This is a genomic window from Pseudosulfitobacter koreensis (assembly GCF_024733015.1).
GTDB lineage: Bacteria > Pseudomonadota > Alphaproteobacteria > Rhodobacterales > Rhodobacteraceae > Pseudosulfitobacter > Pseudosulfitobacter koreensis.
This window is the reverse complement of the sequence record NZ_JANKJG010000011.1, coordinates 88,296-105,799: the sequence shown is the minus strand read 5'-3', so window position 1 is coordinate 105,799 and position 17,504 is coordinate 88,296. Positions and strand designations below refer to the sequence as shown.

Genomic DNA, 17,504 nt, shown 5'->3' with positions numbered 1-17,504 from the left:
GTGGAGCCGCGCGGCGGCAGGGTCGGAATTTGGATATTTAAGGCCAGAAGAAAGATCAGGGCCAGTTTGTGGTAGGGGTGCCCATGTCATAGGGGAAGGGATCGTAGACTGTTTTCAACCCCTCGGCGCGCCATGTCTTGAATGCGGGGTCCGCGATTGTGGTGGCGCAATAGGCGCGGGCGGCGTCCGAGACCGGCAGATCATAGCCGATGATGCGCGCGCAGACCGGGGCATAGAACGCGTCGGCAAGGCTGTATGCACCAAAGAGCCAGGGGCCCTCGGTCGCAAATGTGCGGGCATGGGACCACAGGACCTCGATCCGCGCCAGGTCTTGGCGCGTCGGCCCGGAGGCTTCGAAGCCTGCGTTCACATGCTGCAACTGCATCGGGCATTCGCCCCTGAGCGCGCCGAAGCCTGCGGCCATCTCGGCGCAGAGCATCCGTGCGGTGGCCCGCGCGGCGGCGTCCGTGGGCCAAAGCCCCGCCTGCGGGTGTCTTTCTGCCAGCGTTTCGGCGATGGCCATGCTTTCGCCGACCACGGTGCCGTCGGGCAGTTGCAGGGCGGGGACCAGCCGCGCCGGGGCCAGATGCGCCATGTCTTGCGCCATCGTGCCACCGTAGAGGCCGATCATGTGGGTGCGATAGGGCAGGCCGAATTTTTCGAGCATCAGCCAGCCGCGCAAGGACCAGCTCGAAAACGTGCGGTCGCCGATATAAAGGTCATATGTCATGGCGCGCAGGTTAAGCGCGAATGTCAGCGGCGGTAAAACGCTGTTTTGTGCGGGCCATCATCACGGAAGGTGATTGAGCAGGGGCACCGGGGACGCGGCCCCGTTGCCGTCGATGCGGGTCACCGACAGATTGTCGATCTTGTGGGCCAGCGCCTGTTTCGGCGTCCAGCCCATCGCCGCCTGCACCTGCGTCAGGATCACGCCGATATGCGCCACCGCGATGACGTGCCGACCCGGATGCTGCGCGCTGATCCGGCGCACGGCGGTGGCGACACGGGCGGCGGCCATGTTCCAGCTTTCGCCACCGGGCGGGATGATGTCGCCGGGGTCTTCCCAGTAGCTGCGGCTGAGGTCGGGATAGGTGTCGCTGACGCGGGTGAAATGCCAGTTGTCCCAGGCGCCGAAGTGAAATTCGCGCAGCATCGGATCGGAGCGCAGCCGGGTACGCCCCCCTGCAATCGCGTCGGCGGTGGCATGGGCGCGGATCAGGTCCGAAGAGATCACCAGCGCATCATCCGGCAGAAACGCCTTGATGCGGTCGATCTGGGCCTGATCGGACAGGTCGGCGGCAACGTCGCGCCAGCCGACGAATGTTTTCTGATGCGTCGGGCCGTGACGCACCCAATGCCAGGTGGTCACAGGCTGCCTTTCAGAACATTGGGCAGCCCTGCGACCACCTGCACGGCGGTATCGGCCTGTGCGGCCAGCGCGATGTTCAGCCGCCCCTGCGCCTCGCGAAAGGCGCGGGTGTCGGCGTCGGCGGGCACGATGCCCTGGCCCAACTCGTTCGAGACGACGACGATGGGGGCCGCGCAATTGGCCAGCGCCGTAAGCAGATCGGCCTGTGCCTGCGCCAGATCGGTGTCGTCCATCACGTGGTTGGTCAGCCACATCGTGGCGCAATCGACCAGCACAGCCTCGCCCGCGCGGCGCTTGGACAGGACCGGGGCCAGATCATGGGTTGCCTCGCAGTTGGTCCATGCGGTGTCGCGCCGGTCGCGGTGTACCTGCACCCGGTTTTTTATTTCGGCGTCCCATATCCGTGCGGTTGCCAGATAGACCGGAATTAACCCACTGTTAACTATCAGGTTTTCACCGAAGACGGATTTCCCGGACGCGGCGCCACCTAAAACGAATGTCATCGAAGGCAACACTTTTTTAACCTCGCAAGTGAACCGAACCCTGTGTTGATGCGTAATCAACTCAATACCGCATCACAAGCAGCGATCTGGCAGCGATCTGGGAGACGTCACAATGGCATTGGACAACGTTAAGGAAGTATCACTTTCCCGCATCGCGATGAAAGCCGAGTTACTGGATGCGGAAACCGAACTGAAACTGGCCTACGCCTGGCGCGACGAGCGGGACGAGGCCGCCCTGCACCGGCTGATCACGGCCTACATGCGGCTTGCGATTTCGATGGCGTCCAAGTTCAAACGCTACGGCGCGCCGATGAACGATCTGATCCAGGAAGCCGGTCTTGGCCTGATGAAGGCCGCCGACAAATTCGACCCTGATCGCGGTGTTCGCTTCTCGACCTATGCGGTCTGGTGGATCAAGGCGTCGATCCAGGATTACGTCATGCGCAACTGGTCGATGGTGCGCACCGGGTCCACATCCTCGCAGAAATCTCTATTCTTCAACATGCGCCGGGTTCAGGCACGGCTTGAGCGTGAAAGCGCATCGGCAGGCGAAACCCTCGACCGGCACCAGTTGCGGCAGATGATCTCGACCGAGATCGGCGTGCCCCTGCGCGATGTCGAGATGATGGAGGGGCGGCTTGGCGGGTCCGACTATTCGCTGAACGCCACGCAGTCGTCCGAGGACGAAGGCCGCGAGTGGATCGACGCGCTGGAAGACGATGGCGCGCAGGCGGCGGAACTGGTCGAGAACGAACACGACACCGCACAGTTGCGCGAATGGCTGCTGATGGCGATGAACGCGCTGAACGAACGCGAACGCTTCATCGTGCGCGAACGCAAGCTGCGCGACGAGGCGCGGACGCTGGAAAGCCTGGGACAAGAGCTGTCCCTGAGCAAGGAGCGCGTGCGCCAACTGGAAGCCGCGGCTTTCGCCAAGATGCGGAAATCGCTGGAGACCCAGAGCCGGGAAGTGCATCACTTCCTCGTATGAGACATGTGATTCCCGCTTTGCTTTCGTGGGCCGCCCTGTCGGGGGCGGCCTTTGCCGTTGGGCCTGCTGAAATCCCATCCGCCGACATCGTGATCCTGGGCGAGGTGCACGACAATCCCGCCCATCACGTGGCACAGGCCGAGGCCGTGGCGCAGGTGCAGCCCAAGGCGATCGTCTGGGAAATGCTGACGGAAGAGCAGGCCAAGCTGGTGTCGCCCGAGCTGATTGCGGATGCGAGCGCGATGGCCGGGACGCTGGTCTGGGCAGAGGCCGGTTGGCCCGATTTCACGATGTATCATCCGATTTTTGCAGCCGCCCCCGATGCCGCGACATATGGTGCTGCGGTTCCGCGTGCGGTTGCGTCTGGTGCGGTCAAGGGGGTCCTGGCGGATGCCTTCGACGCGGCTGCGGCCTATGGGCTCGACCGCGACCTGCCCACCGACCAGCAAGCCACGCGCGAGGCGATGCAGTTTGCGGCCCATTGCGATGCACTGCCCCAGAACCTGCTGGCGGGCATGGTGAACGTGCAGCGGTTGCGGGATGCGACACTGGCGCGGGCGGCCTTGCAGGCGCTGGAGGACACCGGCGGCCCCGTGGTGGTGATCACCGGCAACGGCCATGCCCGCAAGGATTGGGGCGTGCCGCACTATCTGGCGCTGGTAAACCCCGAGGCGACGGTCTGGTCCATCGGTCAGGGCGAGGGCGGAACCATGCCCGACGGCGGGTTCGACGCGATCTGGGATGCGGCCGCGCCAGCCCGCGCCGATCCATGTGCCGCGTTCAAATAGGCGGGCAGATGGACGGGCTGGCAGATCGGGCTGGCACGCCCTATGCTCGGACAAAATTGACGGCAGCGGGGACGCGGGCATGCTGAACGGCAAACGAATTCTCTTGATCATCGGCGGCGGGATCGCGGCGTTCAAGGCGCTGGACCTGATCCGGCGTCTGCGCGAACGCGGCGCATCGGTGACGCCGGTGCTGACGCAGGCGGGGTCCGAGTTCGTGACGCCGCTGTCGGTGTCGGCGCTTGCGGGAATGAAGGTCTACCGCGACCTGTTCGATCTGACGGACGAGGCCGAAATGGGCCATATCCAGCTGTCACGCTCGGCGGATCTGGTGCTGGTGGCACCGGCGACGGCGGATCTGATGGCCAAGATGGCGCAGGGCATGGCCAACGATCTGGCCTCGACCTTGCTTTTGGCGACCGACACGCCGGTGATGATCGCGCCCGCGATGAATGTGCGGATGTGGGACCACCCCGCGACGCAGCGCAATCTGGCGACCCTGCGGGCCGACGGCATCACGGTGATCGGGCCGAACGACGGCGACATGGCCTGCGGCGAGTTTGGACCGGGGCGGATGGCCGAACCGCTGGAGATTGTCGCAGCGCTCGAGGGTGCTCTGCGGGCCGGGCCGCTGGCGGGCAAACGCGTGTTGGTCACCTCGGGCCCGACGCACGAACCGATTGATCCGGTCCGATATATCGCCAACCGCTCGTCCGGTGCGCAAGGCACGGCGCTGGGCGCTGCATTGGCGGCATCGGGGGCGGAAGTCGTCTTTGTCACCGGACCTGCGGACGTGGCGCCCCCTGCCGGTGTGCAGGTGGTAAGGGTGCAGACCGCGCAGCAGATGCTGGAGGCGGTGCAGGCGGCGCTGCCTTGTGATGCTGCGGTCTTTGCGGCGGCCGTGGCCGACTGGCGTGTGGCATCCGCCTCTGACCGGAAGCTGAAAAAGACCCGTGACGGGATGCCGAAACTGGACTTCGCCGAAAACCCCGACATCCTGGCGACAGTCTCGCAGATGACCCAAGGGCGGCCCGCGCTCGTCGTGGGCTTTGCCGCCGAGACGAATGACGTGGTCGAAAACGCAACCGCCAAGCGCAAGCGCAAGGGCTGCGACTGGATCGTGGCCAATGACGTGTCGCCCGAAACCGGCATCATGGGCGGCACTGAAAACGCCGTGCATCTGGTCTCGGACGCGGGCGTCGAGGATTGGCCGCGCATGGGCAAGGACGCGGTGGCGCAGGAACTGGCGGCGCGGATCGCGGCTGCGTTGGAATAGATTTTATGCCTCCGGCGGGAGTTTAAGGGCAAGATGAAGAACGGGACTGTAAGCGTGCAGATGCTCTGGGACGCGGGCGCGGACACCGCGCTGGGCCTGCCGTCCTACGAGACGTCGGGCGCTGCGGGGGCCGACGTGCGGGCAAACTTTGCGGATCGCGGTGCGATCACCCTGGCCCCGGGCGCGCGCGCGCTTGTGCCGACCGGCCTGCGCCTTGCGATCCCCGAAGGGTTCGAGGTGCAGGTGCGCCCGCGCTCGGGGCTGGCATTGAAACATGGGGTGACGCTGGTGAACACGCCCGGCACCATCGACAGCGATTATCGCGGGCCGCTGGGGGTGATCATGATCAACCTCGGCGACGCGGGTTTCGTGGTTGAACACGGGATGCGGATCGCGCAGCTGGTCGTCGCGCCGGTGGTGCAGGCACGGTTCGATCTGGCCACGGCGCTGGACGGCACCGAACGCGGTCAGGGCGGCTTCGGCTCGACCGGTGCCGCATGATCCTGGTTCTGGCCCTTGCTGCTGCCCTTTGGGGCGTGGGTGCCGCGATGGGCGCGCCCCGGTCCGTGCGGCTGAACATGGTGCTGATCCTCTATGTCGGGGTGCTGGCCCTGCATCTGGTCCTGCCCGAGGGGCATCCGTTGCGGATGGCGACGGGTGAAAGCGCGGCGCTCTGGCTGATCCTCGGGGGATTTGCAGCGCTGGTGCTGGGCTACCGTCTGGTGCTGCGCCGGTTGAAGGCGCGGATTGCCACCACGCAGCCTGACGCAACGCCCAAAGGACCGATGAGCGAGGTCGAACTGAACCGCTATGCACGCCACATCGTGCTGCGCGAGATTGGCGGGCCGGGGCAGGTGGCGCTGAAGAACGCGCGGGTGCTGGTCGTGGGGGCCGGGGGCCTCGGCGCGCCTGCGCTGCAATACCTGGCGGCGGCGGGCGTCGGCACCATCGGTGTGATCGACGCCGACGCGGTCGAGGGCAGCAATCTGCAACGCCAGGTGATCCACACCGACGCGCGGATCGGCATGCCCAAGGTGTTCTCGGCGCAGGCGGCGATCGAGGCGCTGAACCCCTTCGTGACCGTGCTGCCCTATCACCGGCGTTTCGACGAAGACATCGCGGCAGAGCTGGTCGCCGAATACGATCTGGTGCTGGACGGCACCGACAATTTCGACACGCGCTATCTGATCAACCGCACCGCCGTCGCGGCGGGTGTGCCGTTGATCTCTGGTGCGCTCAGCCAGTGGGAAGGGCAACTCAGCATCTTCGACCCGGCACGCGGCGCGCCGTGCTACCAGTGCATCTTTCCGCAGGCCCCCGCCGATGGTCTGGCCCCCAGTTGCGCCGAGGCGGGCGTTCTGGGACCTCTGCCCGGTGTGGTGGGCAGCATGATGGCGGTCGAGGCGATCAAGCTGCTGACCGGCGCAGGCACCCCCCTGCGCGGCGAGATGCTGATCTACGACGCGCTTTACGGCGAAAGCCGCAAGATCGCGTTGAAGCGCCGCGCCGATTGTCCGGTCTGCGGCAGCTGATCGCGCGAATTCACCCACGTCTAGCCCTGATGCGATTGCATGTGGCGCACCAAAGCTTAGGTTGAGGTCAAAGGAGACCCCCAACATGACCAATCCCCTGCTTGCCGACTGGGACACGCCCCACCAGATCGCCCCCTTCGACGCCATTTCAGACGAGGATTTCGCCCCCGCACTCGCCCTTGCGCTGACGGCGCACAATGCGGAAATCGACGCGATTGCCGGGAACGCGGATGCGCCGACATTTGACAACGTTATTGGCGCGCTCGAGGCGGCAGGGCGCGATCTGGACAAGGTTCTGGGCGTGTTCTTCACCGTCGCAGGTGCCGACAGCACCCCCGTCCGCGAAACCTTGCAGCGTGAGTTCTCCCCCAAGCTGGCCGCGCATTTCTCCGAGATTTCGGCGAATGAGGCGCTCTTTGCCCGTGTCGCAGCGGTCTGGGATCAACGCGATACGCTGGACCTGACCGACGAGCAATCGCGCGTGCTGATGCTGACCCATCGCGGTTTCGTGCGTGCCGGTGCCGCGCTGACCGGGCCACAGGCCGCGCGGATGAAAGAGATCAAGGGACGTCTGGCGGTGCTGGGCACCGAGTTCACCCAGAACCTGCTGGCGGACGAGCGTGACTGGCACATGGACCTGCCGGAAGCCGAAATGGCGGGCCTGCCCGACTTCGTGATCCGCACCGCGCGCGCCGCAGGTGCGGAAAAAGGTGCGGACGGTGCCGTGATCACCCTGTCGCGGTCGCTGATCGTGCCTTTCCTGCAATTCTCCACCCGCCGCGACCTGCGCGAGACCGCGTACAAGGCATGGACCGCGCGCGGTGCCAATGGTGGCAAGACCGACAACCGCGAGATCGCCGCTGAAATCCTGCGGCTGCGCGAAGAGCGGGCGAAGCTGCTGGGCTACCGGAACTTCGCGGCCTACAAGCTGGAAACCGAGATGGCGGGCGACGCCGCATCGGTGCGCAACCTGCTGATGCAGGTCTGGGAACCGGCCAAGGCGCAGGCCGAGGCGGACGCCTGGGCGCTGGGCCAGATGATGCAGCAGGAGGGCGTCAACGGCGATCTGCAAGCCTGGGACTGGCGTTTCTATTCCGAACGCCGCCGCCAGCAATTGCACGATCTGGACGAGGCCGAGTTGAAGCCATACTTCCAGCTCGACCGGATGATCGAAGCCTCCTTCGACTGTGCATCGCGGCTCTTCGGGCTGTCGTTCACACCGCTCGACGTGCCGCTCTACCATCCCGATTGCCGCGCCTGGGAGGTCACCCGCGACGGCAAGCATGTGGCGGTGTTCATCGGTGATTACTTCGCCCGCGGATCAAAACGCTCGGGGGCCTGGTGCTCGGCGATGCGGTCGCAGGCGAAGCATCCCGACGTGCAGACGCCGGTCGTGATCAACGTCTGCAACTTCGCCAAGGGCGATCCGGCGCTGCTGTCTTATGACGACGCGCGCACGCTGTTCCACGAATTCGGCCATGCGCTGCACCAGATGCTGTCGGATGTGACCTATGAAAGCGTCTCGGGTACCTCCGTGGCGCGTGATTTCGTCGAACTGCCCAGCCAGCTCTACGAACACTGGCTCGACGTGCCCGAAGTGCTGGGCACATTCGCCACGCACGCCGACACCGGCCAGCCGATGCCGCAGGTGCTGCTCGACAAGGTGCTGGCCGCCGCGACCTATGACATGGGCTTTCAGACGGTGGAATATATCGCCTCGGCACTGGTCGATCTTGAATTTCACGACGGCGATGCCCCCGCCGATCCGATGGCGCGGCAGGCCGAGATCCTCGAAGGTCTGGGGATGCCGCCCGCCATCGCGATGCGCCACGCGACCCCGCATTTCGCGCATGTGTTTTCGGGCGACGGCTATTCATCGGGCTATTACAGCTACATGTGGTCCGAAGTGATGGACGCCGACGCCTTTGCCGCCTTCGAAGAGGCGGGCGGGGCGTTCAACGCGCAGGTGGCCCGCGCGCTCGAGGACAATATCCTCAGCACCGGGGGCAGCCGCGACGCGGCAGAGCTTTACACCGCCTTTCGCGGGCGCCTGCCGGGGGTCGAGGCATTGCTCAAGGGGCGCGGGCTGGCGGCCTGAGCCTTTTTGCCACCGCTGTTGAAACTCCGGCGCCTGTTGTAAGGTCCGGGTGTCGCCCCGGCGACTCCCTGCCGCTATCTCACCCATTCGGAGCATCGAATGCCCAAAGACCCCTATGCCGCACTTGGCCTGACCAAGACCGCCAGCGCGGACGAGATCAAGAAAGCCTACCGCAGGATCGCGCGCACCGATCACCCCGATTTGAACCCCGACGATCCCCTCTCCGAGGCGCGTTTCAAGGACGCGGGGCGGGCCTACGACCTGCTGAAAGACCCCGACCAGCGCCGCCGCTTCGACGCCGGGGAAATCGACGCATCGGGTGCCGAAAAAGCACCGCGTGGCTACTACCGCGACGAGGCGCGCAGGCCGGAAAACCCCTATGCCCAAGGGCGCGCAGGTGGCAACCCGTTCAACGACGCGTTCGATCCCGATGACTTTTTCGCCAGCTTCGGCCGCAACAGGGGCGGCGGTTTCAACCGCAGCGGGTTTGGCGACAGACCGGGCGAGGACACGCAGTACCGCCTGTCCGTGCCGTTTCTGGATGCGGCGACCGGCACCAAGACGCGGATCACCCTGCCCGAGGGCGGCACGCTAGAGGTGGCAATCCCCGAAGGGGCGCGCGACGGGCAGATCCTGCGTCTGCGCGGCAAGGGGGCACCGGGCTTTGGCGCAGGGCGGCGCGGCGACGCGTTCATCACGCTCGACGTGACCCCGCACCCCGATTTCGAACGCGACGGCGACGATATCGTGGTCACCCTGCCGATCACCATCGACGAGGCGATACTTGGCGGCAAGGTGCCCGTGCGCACGGTCTCGGGCACGGTGAACGTCAGCGTGCCCGCCGGTGCCAGTTCGGGCCAGGTGCTGCGTCTCAAGGGGCGCGGCGTGAAGGGGCGCACGGGCAAAGGCGACCAGCGGGTGATCCTGCGCATCGTCAGCCCGCCCAGGATCGACGCAGCGCTGAAACAGTTCATGGAAGGCTGGCGGGCCGATCACCCCTATGATCCGCGCGCCGGAAAGGAACCGGTATGACCGACGCCTATGCCCCCGCGCAGGTGATCGAAAGCGTCGCGTCGCTGACCGCCGACCGTCTGGCCCACTTCGAGCGGTTGCAGATCGTGACGCCCATGATCACGGCGGACGGCCCGCGCTACCGGATGCTGGACATCCGCCGGATCACGCTGCTGTGCGAGTTGACGGACGACTTCGAGGTGAACGAGGATGCACTGGTGATCATCATGTCGCTGCTCGACCAGTTGCACGGCGCGCAGGGCAGGCTGGATCAGGTGATGCAGGCGATCGGGGCAGAGCCGTCCGAGATCAAGGAACGTCTGTTGCAGCGCTTGCAGGGCGACGGGACCGCACCCTAAGCCACTTGCGCGCTCAGCCGTCTTCGGCCGGGTTCAGGGCCTGCCGCAGGGCCGATCTGTCCAGCGGCGTGCCCGAAAACAGATCCCACGCGTGCACGCCCTGGTAAAAGAACAGCTCCCATCCCGAAATCACCTCCAGCCCTTCGGCGGCGGCATCCTTCAGAAATTGCGTGTCCGTCGGCGTGTATACCGCGTCAAAGGCCCAGACGATTCCCGCCATCGCCGCGCGGGGCAGCGGGGTGCCGCCATATCCGACCATTCCGACAGGCGTGCAGTTGATTACGCCGGACACGCCCGATGCCGCCTCTACCGCATCGGCGTGGACGCTGACCGTCACCTGCGGCGCGCTGTCGTGCAATGCCCTGGCCAAGGCCTGCGCCTTGTCGGGGTCGCGGTCCACCAGCCGCACTTCCGTGACCCCCAGACCCACCAGCCCGAACGCCACGGCACGGCCCACGCCGCCCGTGCCGATCATCAGCACCGCTCCCAGCGGTGCGGTGCCACGTGCCGCGGTGCAGGCGGCCATGAAGCCCGAGTAGTCGGTGTTGAACCCTGTGGGGCCGCCCGCGTCAAAGATCACCGTGTTGACCGCCCCGATGGCTCGCACCAGCGGATCGTCGATCCGCACCCGCGCGACCGCCCGTTCCTTGTAGGGATAGGTTATGTTCAGGCCGCGATAGCCCGCCCCCGCGCAGTGGTCGAACAGCTGATCGAACGTCATGTCGCGCTGGTGCGGCACCAGCCGGTCATAGCGCACGGCGATCCCGTTCTGCGTTCCGGCCAGCCCGTGCAGCATAGGCGCGCGCGATGCGGCAATGTTGTCGCCGATCAGGCCAAGTTGCAGGGAAGGCGCGCGTGACACGGGCTGTCGTTTCAATATCCGGTCTTCCGGTCCACCACATGTAACAGCGGCTCGCCCGCTTCGCCCCGGCGGATGTTCTCGGCGATGGTCAGCGCGGAGTATTTGGCGCGTGTCTCGGCGGCCACATGCGGCGTGACGGTGACGCGCGGGTGGTGCCAATAGGGGTGCGCTTCGGGCAGCGGCTCGATGCGGAACACGTCCAGCGTCGCATGGCCGATCTGCCCCGCATCCAGCGCCGCCAGCAGCGCATCGTCGTCGATCAGCGGCCCGCGTCCGGGGTTGATGATGCACGCCCCCCTGGCCAGCAGCGGCAATGTCTCCGCGTTCAGCGTGTTCTCGGTCGCGGGAGTGTCGGGCAGCAGCAGCACCACGATCTCGGCCCCGGTCAGCGCCTCTTTCAACCCGTCGTCACCCGACAGGCAGCGGATGCCCCCGATGTCCTTGGCGGTGCGCGACCAGCCGGTCACGTCGAAACCGATCTGCGCCAGCATCTGCGCGCAGGCGGTGCCCAGCTCGCCCAGACCCAGCAGCGTCACCTTGCGGTCCCAAGCCAGCTTCGGTGCCACGTTGTTCCAGACGCCCGGCGCGCAGTTGATATGCGCGTCCATGCCCAGATGATGCCGCAACGTGTGCCCGGTGACCCATTCGCACATGCCCTGGCTCAGCCCGCTGTCGACCATCCGCGTCAGCGGGATCTTCAGCGTCCGGTTGCCGACGATCTTTTCCACCCCGGCCCACAGGTTCAGCACCGCCTTGGCGCGCGTATAGGGCGTGAAATCCTGCAGGGGCGAATTGGGCGCATAGACGATGTAATCGACATCGGCGGGCGGAATGTCCGTCGCCAGAAAGGCCGTGACCCCTGCGTCGGCAATGGCCTCTTTCAGAGGGGCTTCATAGCTTTCCCAGCGGTCGGGATGGGCGGCGAAAAGAACGTTTATCATGGATTACCTTGGTCGGTGGATGTGGGCGCTCTGGACAAAGCCAAAGGCGAGCATGAGGACAAGCATCGCCGAGCCACCATAGCTGACCAACGGCAAAGGCACACCCACAACCGGGGCCAGCCCCATGACCATCGACATGTTGACCGAAAAGAACAAAAAGAAGTTCAGCGCGATCCCAAGCGTCAGCAGCGACGAGAACCTGTCGCGGTTGTTCACCGCAGAGATCACGCAGAAAAAGATGATCAGCGCATAAAGCACCAGCAGCGACAGCCCGCCGACAAAGCCGAACTCCTCGGCCAGCGTGGTAAAGATGAAATCGGTGTGCTTTTCAGGCAGGAAGTTCAGTCGCGACTGCGTGCCCTGCATGAACCCGCGCCCGGTCCAGCCGCCCGATCCCAGCGCGATCTTGGACTGGGTGATGTGATAGCCCGCCCCCAGCGGATCGGACGAGGGGTCGATGAATGTGTCGATGCGCCGGAACTGGTAGTTCTTGATCAACTGCCACGAGGTGTCGCGTGATTGGAAGACGGCCGTGATCAGCCCGATGCCCGCCGCCAGAACGGCGGCGAAATAGGTCCAGTGCACCCCGGCCAGAAACATCAGCCCGCCGCCCGCCGCCATCAACAGGATCGCCGTGCCCAGGTCGGGCTGCCGCAGCACCAGCGCCGTGGGCACCAGGATGACAACCACGGGGATCAACACCCAGAACGGGCGCGATTTCTTGGAGGGGGGCAGCCAATCGTAATAGGCGGCCAGGAACATCACCAGCGTGACCTTCATCAACTCGGAAGGTTGCAGCCGGATGAACCCCAGATCAATCCAGCGCTGCGCACCCATCCCGATCGAGCCAAAGAACTCGACCCCGATCAGCAGCATCACCGAGACGCCGTAAGCCACCGAGGAAATCGAACGCCAGAACCAGATCGGCACCATGCCGATCATCACCATCAGCACCAGCCCCAGGGCAAAACGTTTCATCTGCGGCTCTGCCCAGGGCGAATAGGATCCCCCCGCCACCGAGTAGAGCATCAGGAACCCGATACCCGCCACCGAGGCCAGCAGGATCGTCAGCGGCCAGTTCAGATAGAGGATCTTGCGAAATCCCGCAGGAACCGATTTGACCGTATATTCAAGATAGCTCATGCCTGATCGGACCCGCCCAGATCCGCCATCGGGCGCACGCCGCGCAACTGTTCCTGCTGGGTCTCGATGCGGCCCCGGTCCTTGGACGGATAGGCGTCCAGCGGCGGCTCGCCGCCATAGAGCGCCTGCAGGGTGATATCGCGGGCGATGGGGGCCGCCGTGGACGACCCGCCGCCGCCATGTTCGACCACGATGGACACCGCGTATTTCGGCTTGTCGAAGGGGGCAAAGTTCACGAACAGCGCGTGGTCCCGGCGCTCCCACGGCAGGTCGTTGTTGCTGATGACCCCGCGCGCGCGTTCGGCGGCGGTGATGTTGCGCACCTGGCTGGTGCCGGTCTTGCCCGCCATCCGCATCTCTTCGGCGATGATCCGGCTGCCATAGGCCGTGCCGCGCCGGTCGTTCACCACGTCAAACATCGCGCTGCGCAGCTTGCGCAGGTTGTTCTCGTTCAGCCCCATGTTTTCGCCTGCGGTCGACGGCTCCTCGACCCCGTCCACCGACTTCACCAGACGCGGCGACACATCGCGGCCCGTGGCGATGCGCGCGGTCATCACCGCCAGCTGCAGGGGCGACGCCAGCATAAAGCCCTGGCCGATCGAGGCGTTGACCGTGTCGCCGATCACCCACTCTTGCCCGTGCACCCGGCGTTTCCAGTCCTTCGTCGGCGTCAGCCCTTCGGAAATGGCCGACATCGGCACGTCGTGGCGTACGCCCAGACCAAAGCGTTGCGCCATCGCCGAGATCTTCTCGATCCCGACCTTCAGCGCCAGATCGTAATAATAGACGTCGCAGGATTGCTTCAGGCTGTTCTGCAGATCGACATAGCCATGCCCGCCGCGCTTCCAGCAGTGAAAACGGCGCCCAGAGACTTCCAGGTGGCCGGGGCAATAGACCGTCTCGTCGGGCTGGGCCATGCCCTCTTCCAGGGCGGCCAGCGCCGTCATCATCTTGAACGTCGATCCGGGGGGATAGGCGCCCTGCACCGATTTCGATGACAGCGGGCGATAGGTGTTCTCGGTCAGACCCTTGTAGTCGGCGACCGATATGCCGCGCACGAAGAGGTTCGGGTCGAACGACGGCGACGAGGCGATGGCGACCAGATCGCCGGTCTCGCAGTCCATCACCACGGCGCTTGCGCTTTCCTCGCCCAGACGCGCCTGAACATAGTTCTGCAGGCCCGCGTCGATGGTCAGTTGCAGGTCCGCGCCCTGCCGTCCCTCGCGGCGGTCCAGCTCGCGCATCACGCGACCCGTGGCGTTGACCTCTTCGCGTTTCACGCCGGCCTCGCCGCGCAGGCGGTCCTCCTGCTTGGCCTCGACACCGACCTTGCCGATCTGAAACCGCGGGATCAGCAGCAACTGGTCCGGTGCCTCGATCTGTTGCAGGTCATAGTCGCTGACCGGGCCGACATAGCCCAGCACATGCGCAAAGTTCGACCCCAGCGGATAGATCCGGCTCAGACCGACCTCGGGCGTGACACCGGGCAGCGCGGGCGCATTGACGCTGACGCGGCTGATGTCCTCCCAGGATACGTTTTCGGCCACCGTGATCGGATGGAACGGGGCCGAGCGTTTCATCTCGGTCAGCGCGCGTTCCAGATCGTCGGGGTCCAGCCTGACGACACGGCTCAGCCGCTCCAGTGCTTCATCGACATCGCCGATGTCCTCGCGCTTTACCACGATCCGGTAGGACGGCACGTTCTTGGCCAATTGCACGCCGTTGCGGTCGAAAACCTCGCCACGGGCGGGGGGGATCAGACTGTCCTTGATGCGGTTGTCCTCGGCCAGCAGCCGGAACTGGTCGGCCTGATCGACCTGCAGGAAGTTCATTCGCGCGGCCAGCCCGCCGACAAATGCCAGCTGCACGCCCCCCAGAACGGCGGCGCGGCGCGAAATCTTGCGATGGCTCGCCTCGGTATCGGCGCGGGTGCGTTTCATATGCGGCCTCCTGCCGTTTCGATGTCGCCCGGTCCGGTCTTGCGGACGCGCATGATGCTGTGGGTGATCAGCACCACGATGGGATAACTCAGAATGGTCAGTCCCAGTTGCAGCAGGGACAGGCCCAGCGGGGCAGTGTCGATCACCATCACTGTCAGAACCAGACGATATACCACGGCGACGCTGACCATCAACATCGCAACCGTCGCAAGCTCTGCGGCAAGCGTAGACGCGCGCAACACGCGGGCGCGCCCCTTGAGGTTCTCGCAGGCCAGCAGCACCAACGCCGCATAGAGGCCGGGGGGACGTTGCAGCAGCAGATCGGCCAGCAGCAACAGCGCCGCCAGCATCAGCGGCGGCACGAACTCGGGGCGCCGGACCGACCAGGCAAAGGCAAAACCGATCAGCAGGTCGGGCGGGGCCCAGCGGGTCGGCTGGGTCTGCAGCGGCAGGATCTGAAAGAACAGGATCACCAGCACCAAGGCGCAGAACGCCGCGCGCATCACCCAGACCCGTGCCTGCGACCGCTCGCTCATTCGCGAACCTCGGAAGCGGACCCAGCGGTAGCCCCAGCAGTGGGCAGGTCGGGGGTGATGATCCGCGCGGTGTCGCTGACAGGCTCATTGCCGTAATGGCGCAGCACCCGCAGGAACTCGAGCCGCTCGTAATCCGCAGCCAGCCGCACCCGCAGACGCCCGCCGGGGTCCTTGGCGATTTCCCCGATCAGCAGGCCCGCCGGAAACACCCCGCCATCGCCCGAGCTGAACACGCGGTCGCCGGGGCGCACCAGATCGGGGTTCTCCAGGAAATCCACGGGCGGGTTCTTGCTGTTGTCCCCCGCCACCATGGCGCGCTGCCCCGAGGGCTGGATCGTCGCGGGAATGCGGCTAGAGGCATCGGTCAGCAGGATCACCCGCGCGGTGTTCTCGGCCACGCCCGAAATGCGCCCGACCAGTCCGATGCCGTCCATCGTCGCCCAGCCATCGACCAGCCCGTCGCGCGCGCCCACGTTCAGCAGCACCGACTGGCGAAACGGCGATCCGCTGTCGGCCAGCACCATGCCCGAAATCACCGTCAGGCGCGGGTCCAGCCGCACGTTGTTCAGGTCCAGCAGCCGCGCATTTTCTTGTTCCAGCTGCACGGCGGCCTCTTTCCACGCCTGCATCTTGCGCAACTCGCGGCGCAGCTCTGCGTTCTGTTCGGCAATGCGCTGATAGCTGCGGAAATCGCGCACCAGATTGATGGTCCCGGTGACTGGGGCCATCGCCCAATCGAAATTCGGCACGATCCGGTCGGTGACCTGCGCGCGGAACCGCTCGACGCGCGGGCTGTCGATGCGCCAGACGATGAAGGTCGCGATCAACCCCAGCACCAGCACAGCCGTCAGCAGCCGCCGGATCGGCGTGACAAAGTCAGAGGAAGAGCGGTCTTTTGCCAAAGTGAAGTCTCACCTGCGGTTTGATCGGCCTTTGATCGGTCTGGCGGGATCGTGCATCAACTCTGCCGCAATCGGCCCCCTCATGCAAAGGGGCCCCTCGCGTCCTGATCCGCGCTTAGCTGTCGTAGTCGATGGCGTGGCGCAGTTGTTTTTCGTATTCCAGCGCCTTGCCGGTGCCCAGTGCCACGCAATTCAGCGACTCGTCGGCAATCGACACCGCCAGACCCGTCTGCTCGCGCAGGGCCAGATCCAGATCGCCCAGCAGCGCGCCACCGCCCGTCAGCATCACGCCACGGTCGACGATGTCTGCCGCCAGATCCGGCGGGGTGGTCTCCAGTGCCGTCATCACCGCCTCGCAGATCTGCTGCACGGGTTCGGCCAGCGCCTCGGCGATCTGTGCCTGCGTGACTTCGATCTCCTTGGGCACGCCGTTCAACAGGTCGCGGCCCCGGATCTGCATCGAGGTGCCGCGCCCGTCGTCGGGCATGCGCGCGGTGCCGATGGATGTCTTGATGCGCTCGGCGGTGGTTTCACCGACCAGCAGGTTCTGCTGGCGGCGCAGATAGCTGATGATCGCCTCGTCCATGCGGTCGCCGCCAACGCGGACTGAACGGGCGTAAACAATGTCACCCAGGCTCAGAACCGCCACCTCGGTGGTGCCGCCGCCGATGTCCACGACCATGTTGCCGGTGGGGTCGGTGATCGGCATGCCTGCACCGATGGCCGCGGCGATGGGCTCGGCGATCAGGCCGGCACGACGTGCGCCCGCCGACAGAACCGACTGGCGGATCGCGCGTTTTTCAACGGGTGTCGCGCCGTGGGGCACGCAGACGATGATCTTGGGTTTGGAAAAGGTCGAACGTTTGTGAACCTTGCGAATGAAATGCTTGATCATTTCTTCGGCGGTGTCGAAATCGGCGATGACACCCTCGCGCATCGGGCGGATCGCCTCGATGCTGCCGGGCGTTCGACCAAGCATCAGCTTGGCGTCCTCGCCCACGGCGAGAACCTTCTTGACGCCATCCTTGATATGATAGGCCACAACCGACGGCTCGGACAGAACGACGCCCTTGCCTTTTACGTATATCAGAGTGTTAGCCGTTCCGAGATCAATGGCCATATCCGAAGAAAACAGACCACCCAAATTTCCAAACCACGACATTCGCGTACCCTTCGTCAATACGTTTTGGCCCGCGAGTCATGATTGATGCGGGCGCTCGAGTTATAGGGATGTGAGGACCGATACGAAAGGGCCG

Annotated in this window: 18 protein-coding genes; 8 read left to right on the top strand and 10 right to left on the bottom strand. The window is 65.3% G+C overall.

What is annotated here, in order from left to right:
* Nucleotides 1–55 precede the first annotated feature (55 nt).
* Genes NTA49_RS14355 through cobU form a run of 3 tightly spaced genes read right to left on the bottom strand, consistent with a single transcriptional unit; the run spans nt 56 to nt 1,872 of the window.
* The gene (locus tag NTA49_RS14355) at nt 56–730 is read right to left on the bottom strand and encodes a glutathione S-transferase (protein WP_258295488.1); all 675 of its coding nucleotides are present in this window, start codon (nt 728–730) and stop codon (nt 56–58) included.
* Between the two features lie 60 nt (nt 731–790).
* On the bottom strand, nt 791–1,369 hold the full coding sequence (locus NTA49_RS14350) for a histidine phosphatase family protein (RefSeq protein ID WP_258295487.1): 579 nt from the start codon (nt 1,367–1,369) through the stop codon (nt 791–793).
* Nucleotides 1,366–1,872 (bottom strand): bifunctional adenosylcobinamide kinase/adenosylcobinamide-phosphate guanylyltransferase, encoded by a 507-nt coding sequence (gene cobU / locus NTA49_RS14345; RefSeq protein WP_258295486.1) that lies wholly within the window; start codon nt 1,870–1,872, stop codon nt 1,366–1,368. The genes NTA49_RS14350 and cobU overlap by 4 nt, the downstream gene beginning before the upstream one ends.
* A gap of 112 nt (nt 1,873–1,984) precedes the next feature.
* Here cobU and NTA49_RS14340 point away from each other — a divergent pair, with 112 nt between their 5' ends.
* From NTA49_RS14340 to NTA49_RS14305, 8 genes are all read left to right on the top strand, one after another.
* Nucleotides 1,985–2,863 (top strand): RNA polymerase factor sigma-32, encoded by an 879-nt coding sequence (locus NTA49_RS14340; RefSeq protein WP_258295485.1) that lies wholly within the window; start codon nt 1,985–1,987, stop codon nt 2,861–2,863.
* A complete protein-coding gene (locus NTA49_RS14335; RefSeq protein WP_258295484.1) occupies nt 2,860–3,651 on the top strand; it encodes a ChaN family lipoprotein in 792 nt (263 codons plus the stop codon). The genes NTA49_RS14340 and NTA49_RS14335 overlap by 4 nt, the downstream gene beginning before the upstream one ends.
* A 79-nt stretch (nt 3,652–3,730) precedes the next feature.
* A complete protein-coding gene (coaBC, locus tag NTA49_RS14330; RefSeq protein WP_258295483.1) occupies nt 3,731–4,924 on the top strand; it encodes a bifunctional phosphopantothenoylcysteine decarboxylase/phosphopantothenate--cysteine ligase CoaBC in 1,194 nt (397 codons plus the stop codon).
* A gap of 33 nt (nt 4,925–4,957) precedes the next feature.
* Nucleotides 4,958–5,425, top strand: a complete 468-nt coding sequence (gene dut, locus NTA49_RS14325; protein WP_261368335.1) for a dUTP diphosphatase — start codon at nt 4,958–4,960, stop codon at nt 5,423–5,425.
* The gene (locus NTA49_RS14320; protein WP_258295482.1) at nt 5,422–6,456 is read left to right on the top strand and encodes a HesA/MoeB/ThiF family protein; all 1,035 of its coding nucleotides are present in this window, start codon (nt 5,422–5,424) and stop codon (nt 6,454–6,456) included. The genes dut and NTA49_RS14320 overlap by 4 nt, the downstream gene beginning before the upstream one ends.
* An 85-nt stretch (nt 6,457–6,541) precedes the next feature.
* Nucleotides 6,542–8,554 carry a M3 family metallopeptidase gene (locus NTA49_RS14315; RefSeq protein ID WP_258295481.1) on the top strand — a complete coding sequence of 671 codons (2,013 nt, stop codon included), beginning with the start codon at nt 6,542–6,544 and terminating at the stop codon, nt 8,552–8,554.
* Nucleotides 8,555–8,653: 99 nt separating this feature from the next.
* Nucleotides 8,654–9,586 carry a J domain-containing protein gene (locus NTA49_RS14310; RefSeq protein WP_258295480.1) on the top strand — a complete coding sequence of 311 codons (933 nt, stop codon included), beginning with the start codon at nt 8,654–8,656 and terminating at the stop codon, nt 9,584–9,586.
* On the top strand, nt 9,583–9,924 hold the full coding sequence (locus tag NTA49_RS14305) for a hypothetical protein (protein WP_258295479.1): 342 nt from the start codon (nt 9,583–9,585) through the stop codon (nt 9,922–9,924). Before NTA49_RS14310 ends, NTA49_RS14305 begins: the two co-directional genes overlap by 4 nt.
* Before the next feature lie 13 nt (nt 9,925–9,937).
* Here the strand turns inward: NTA49_RS14305 and NTA49_RS14300 are convergent, their stop codons facing one another.
* From NTA49_RS14300 to NTA49_RS14270, 7 genes are all read right to left on the bottom strand, one after another.
* On the bottom strand, nt 9,938–10,786 hold the full coding sequence (locus NTA49_RS14300; RefSeq protein WP_258295478.1) for a shikimate dehydrogenase family protein: 849 nt from the start codon (nt 10,784–10,786) through the stop codon (nt 9,938–9,940).
* Nucleotides 10,787–10,797: 11 nt separating this feature from the next.
* Complete coding sequence (locus NTA49_RS14295) at nt 10,798–11,727, bottom strand: 2-hydroxyacid dehydrogenase (protein WP_258295477.1); 930 nt, start codon at nt 11,725–11,727, stop codon at nt 10,798–10,800.
* A 3-nt stretch (nt 11,728–11,730) separates the two neighbouring features.
* Entirely contained in the window at nt 11,731–12,870 is a 1,140-nt protein-coding gene (gene rodA / locus NTA49_RS14290; protein ID WP_258295476.1) for a rod shape-determining protein RodA, read from the bottom strand.
* Nucleotides 12,867–14,810: a penicillin-binding protein 2 gene (gene mrdA, locus NTA49_RS14285; RefSeq protein WP_258295475.1), complete on the bottom strand. Its 1,944-nt coding sequence runs from the start codon at nt 14,808–14,810 to the stop codon at nt 12,867–12,869. Before mrdA ends, rodA begins: the two co-directional genes overlap by 4 nt.
* Complete coding sequence (locus NTA49_RS14280) at nt 14,807–15,346, bottom strand: hypothetical protein (RefSeq protein ID WP_258295474.1); 540 nt, start codon at nt 15,344–15,346, stop codon at nt 14,807–14,809. The genes mrdA and NTA49_RS14280 overlap by 4 nt, the downstream gene beginning before the upstream one ends.
* Nucleotides 15,343–16,248, bottom strand: coding sequence for a rod shape-determining protein MreC (gene mreC, locus NTA49_RS14275; RefSeq protein ID WP_258295473.1), 906 nt, complete (start codon nt 16,246–16,248; stop codon nt 15,343–15,345). The genes NTA49_RS14280 and mreC overlap by 4 nt, the downstream gene beginning before the upstream one ends.
* Nucleotides 16,249–16,363: 115 nt before the next feature.
* The gene (locus tag NTA49_RS14270) at nt 16,364–17,410 is read right to left on the bottom strand and encodes a rod shape-determining protein (RefSeq protein WP_258295472.1); all 1,047 of its coding nucleotides are present in this window, start codon (nt 17,408–17,410) and stop codon (nt 16,364–16,366) included.
* Nucleotides 17,411–17,504 lie beyond the last annotated feature (94 nt).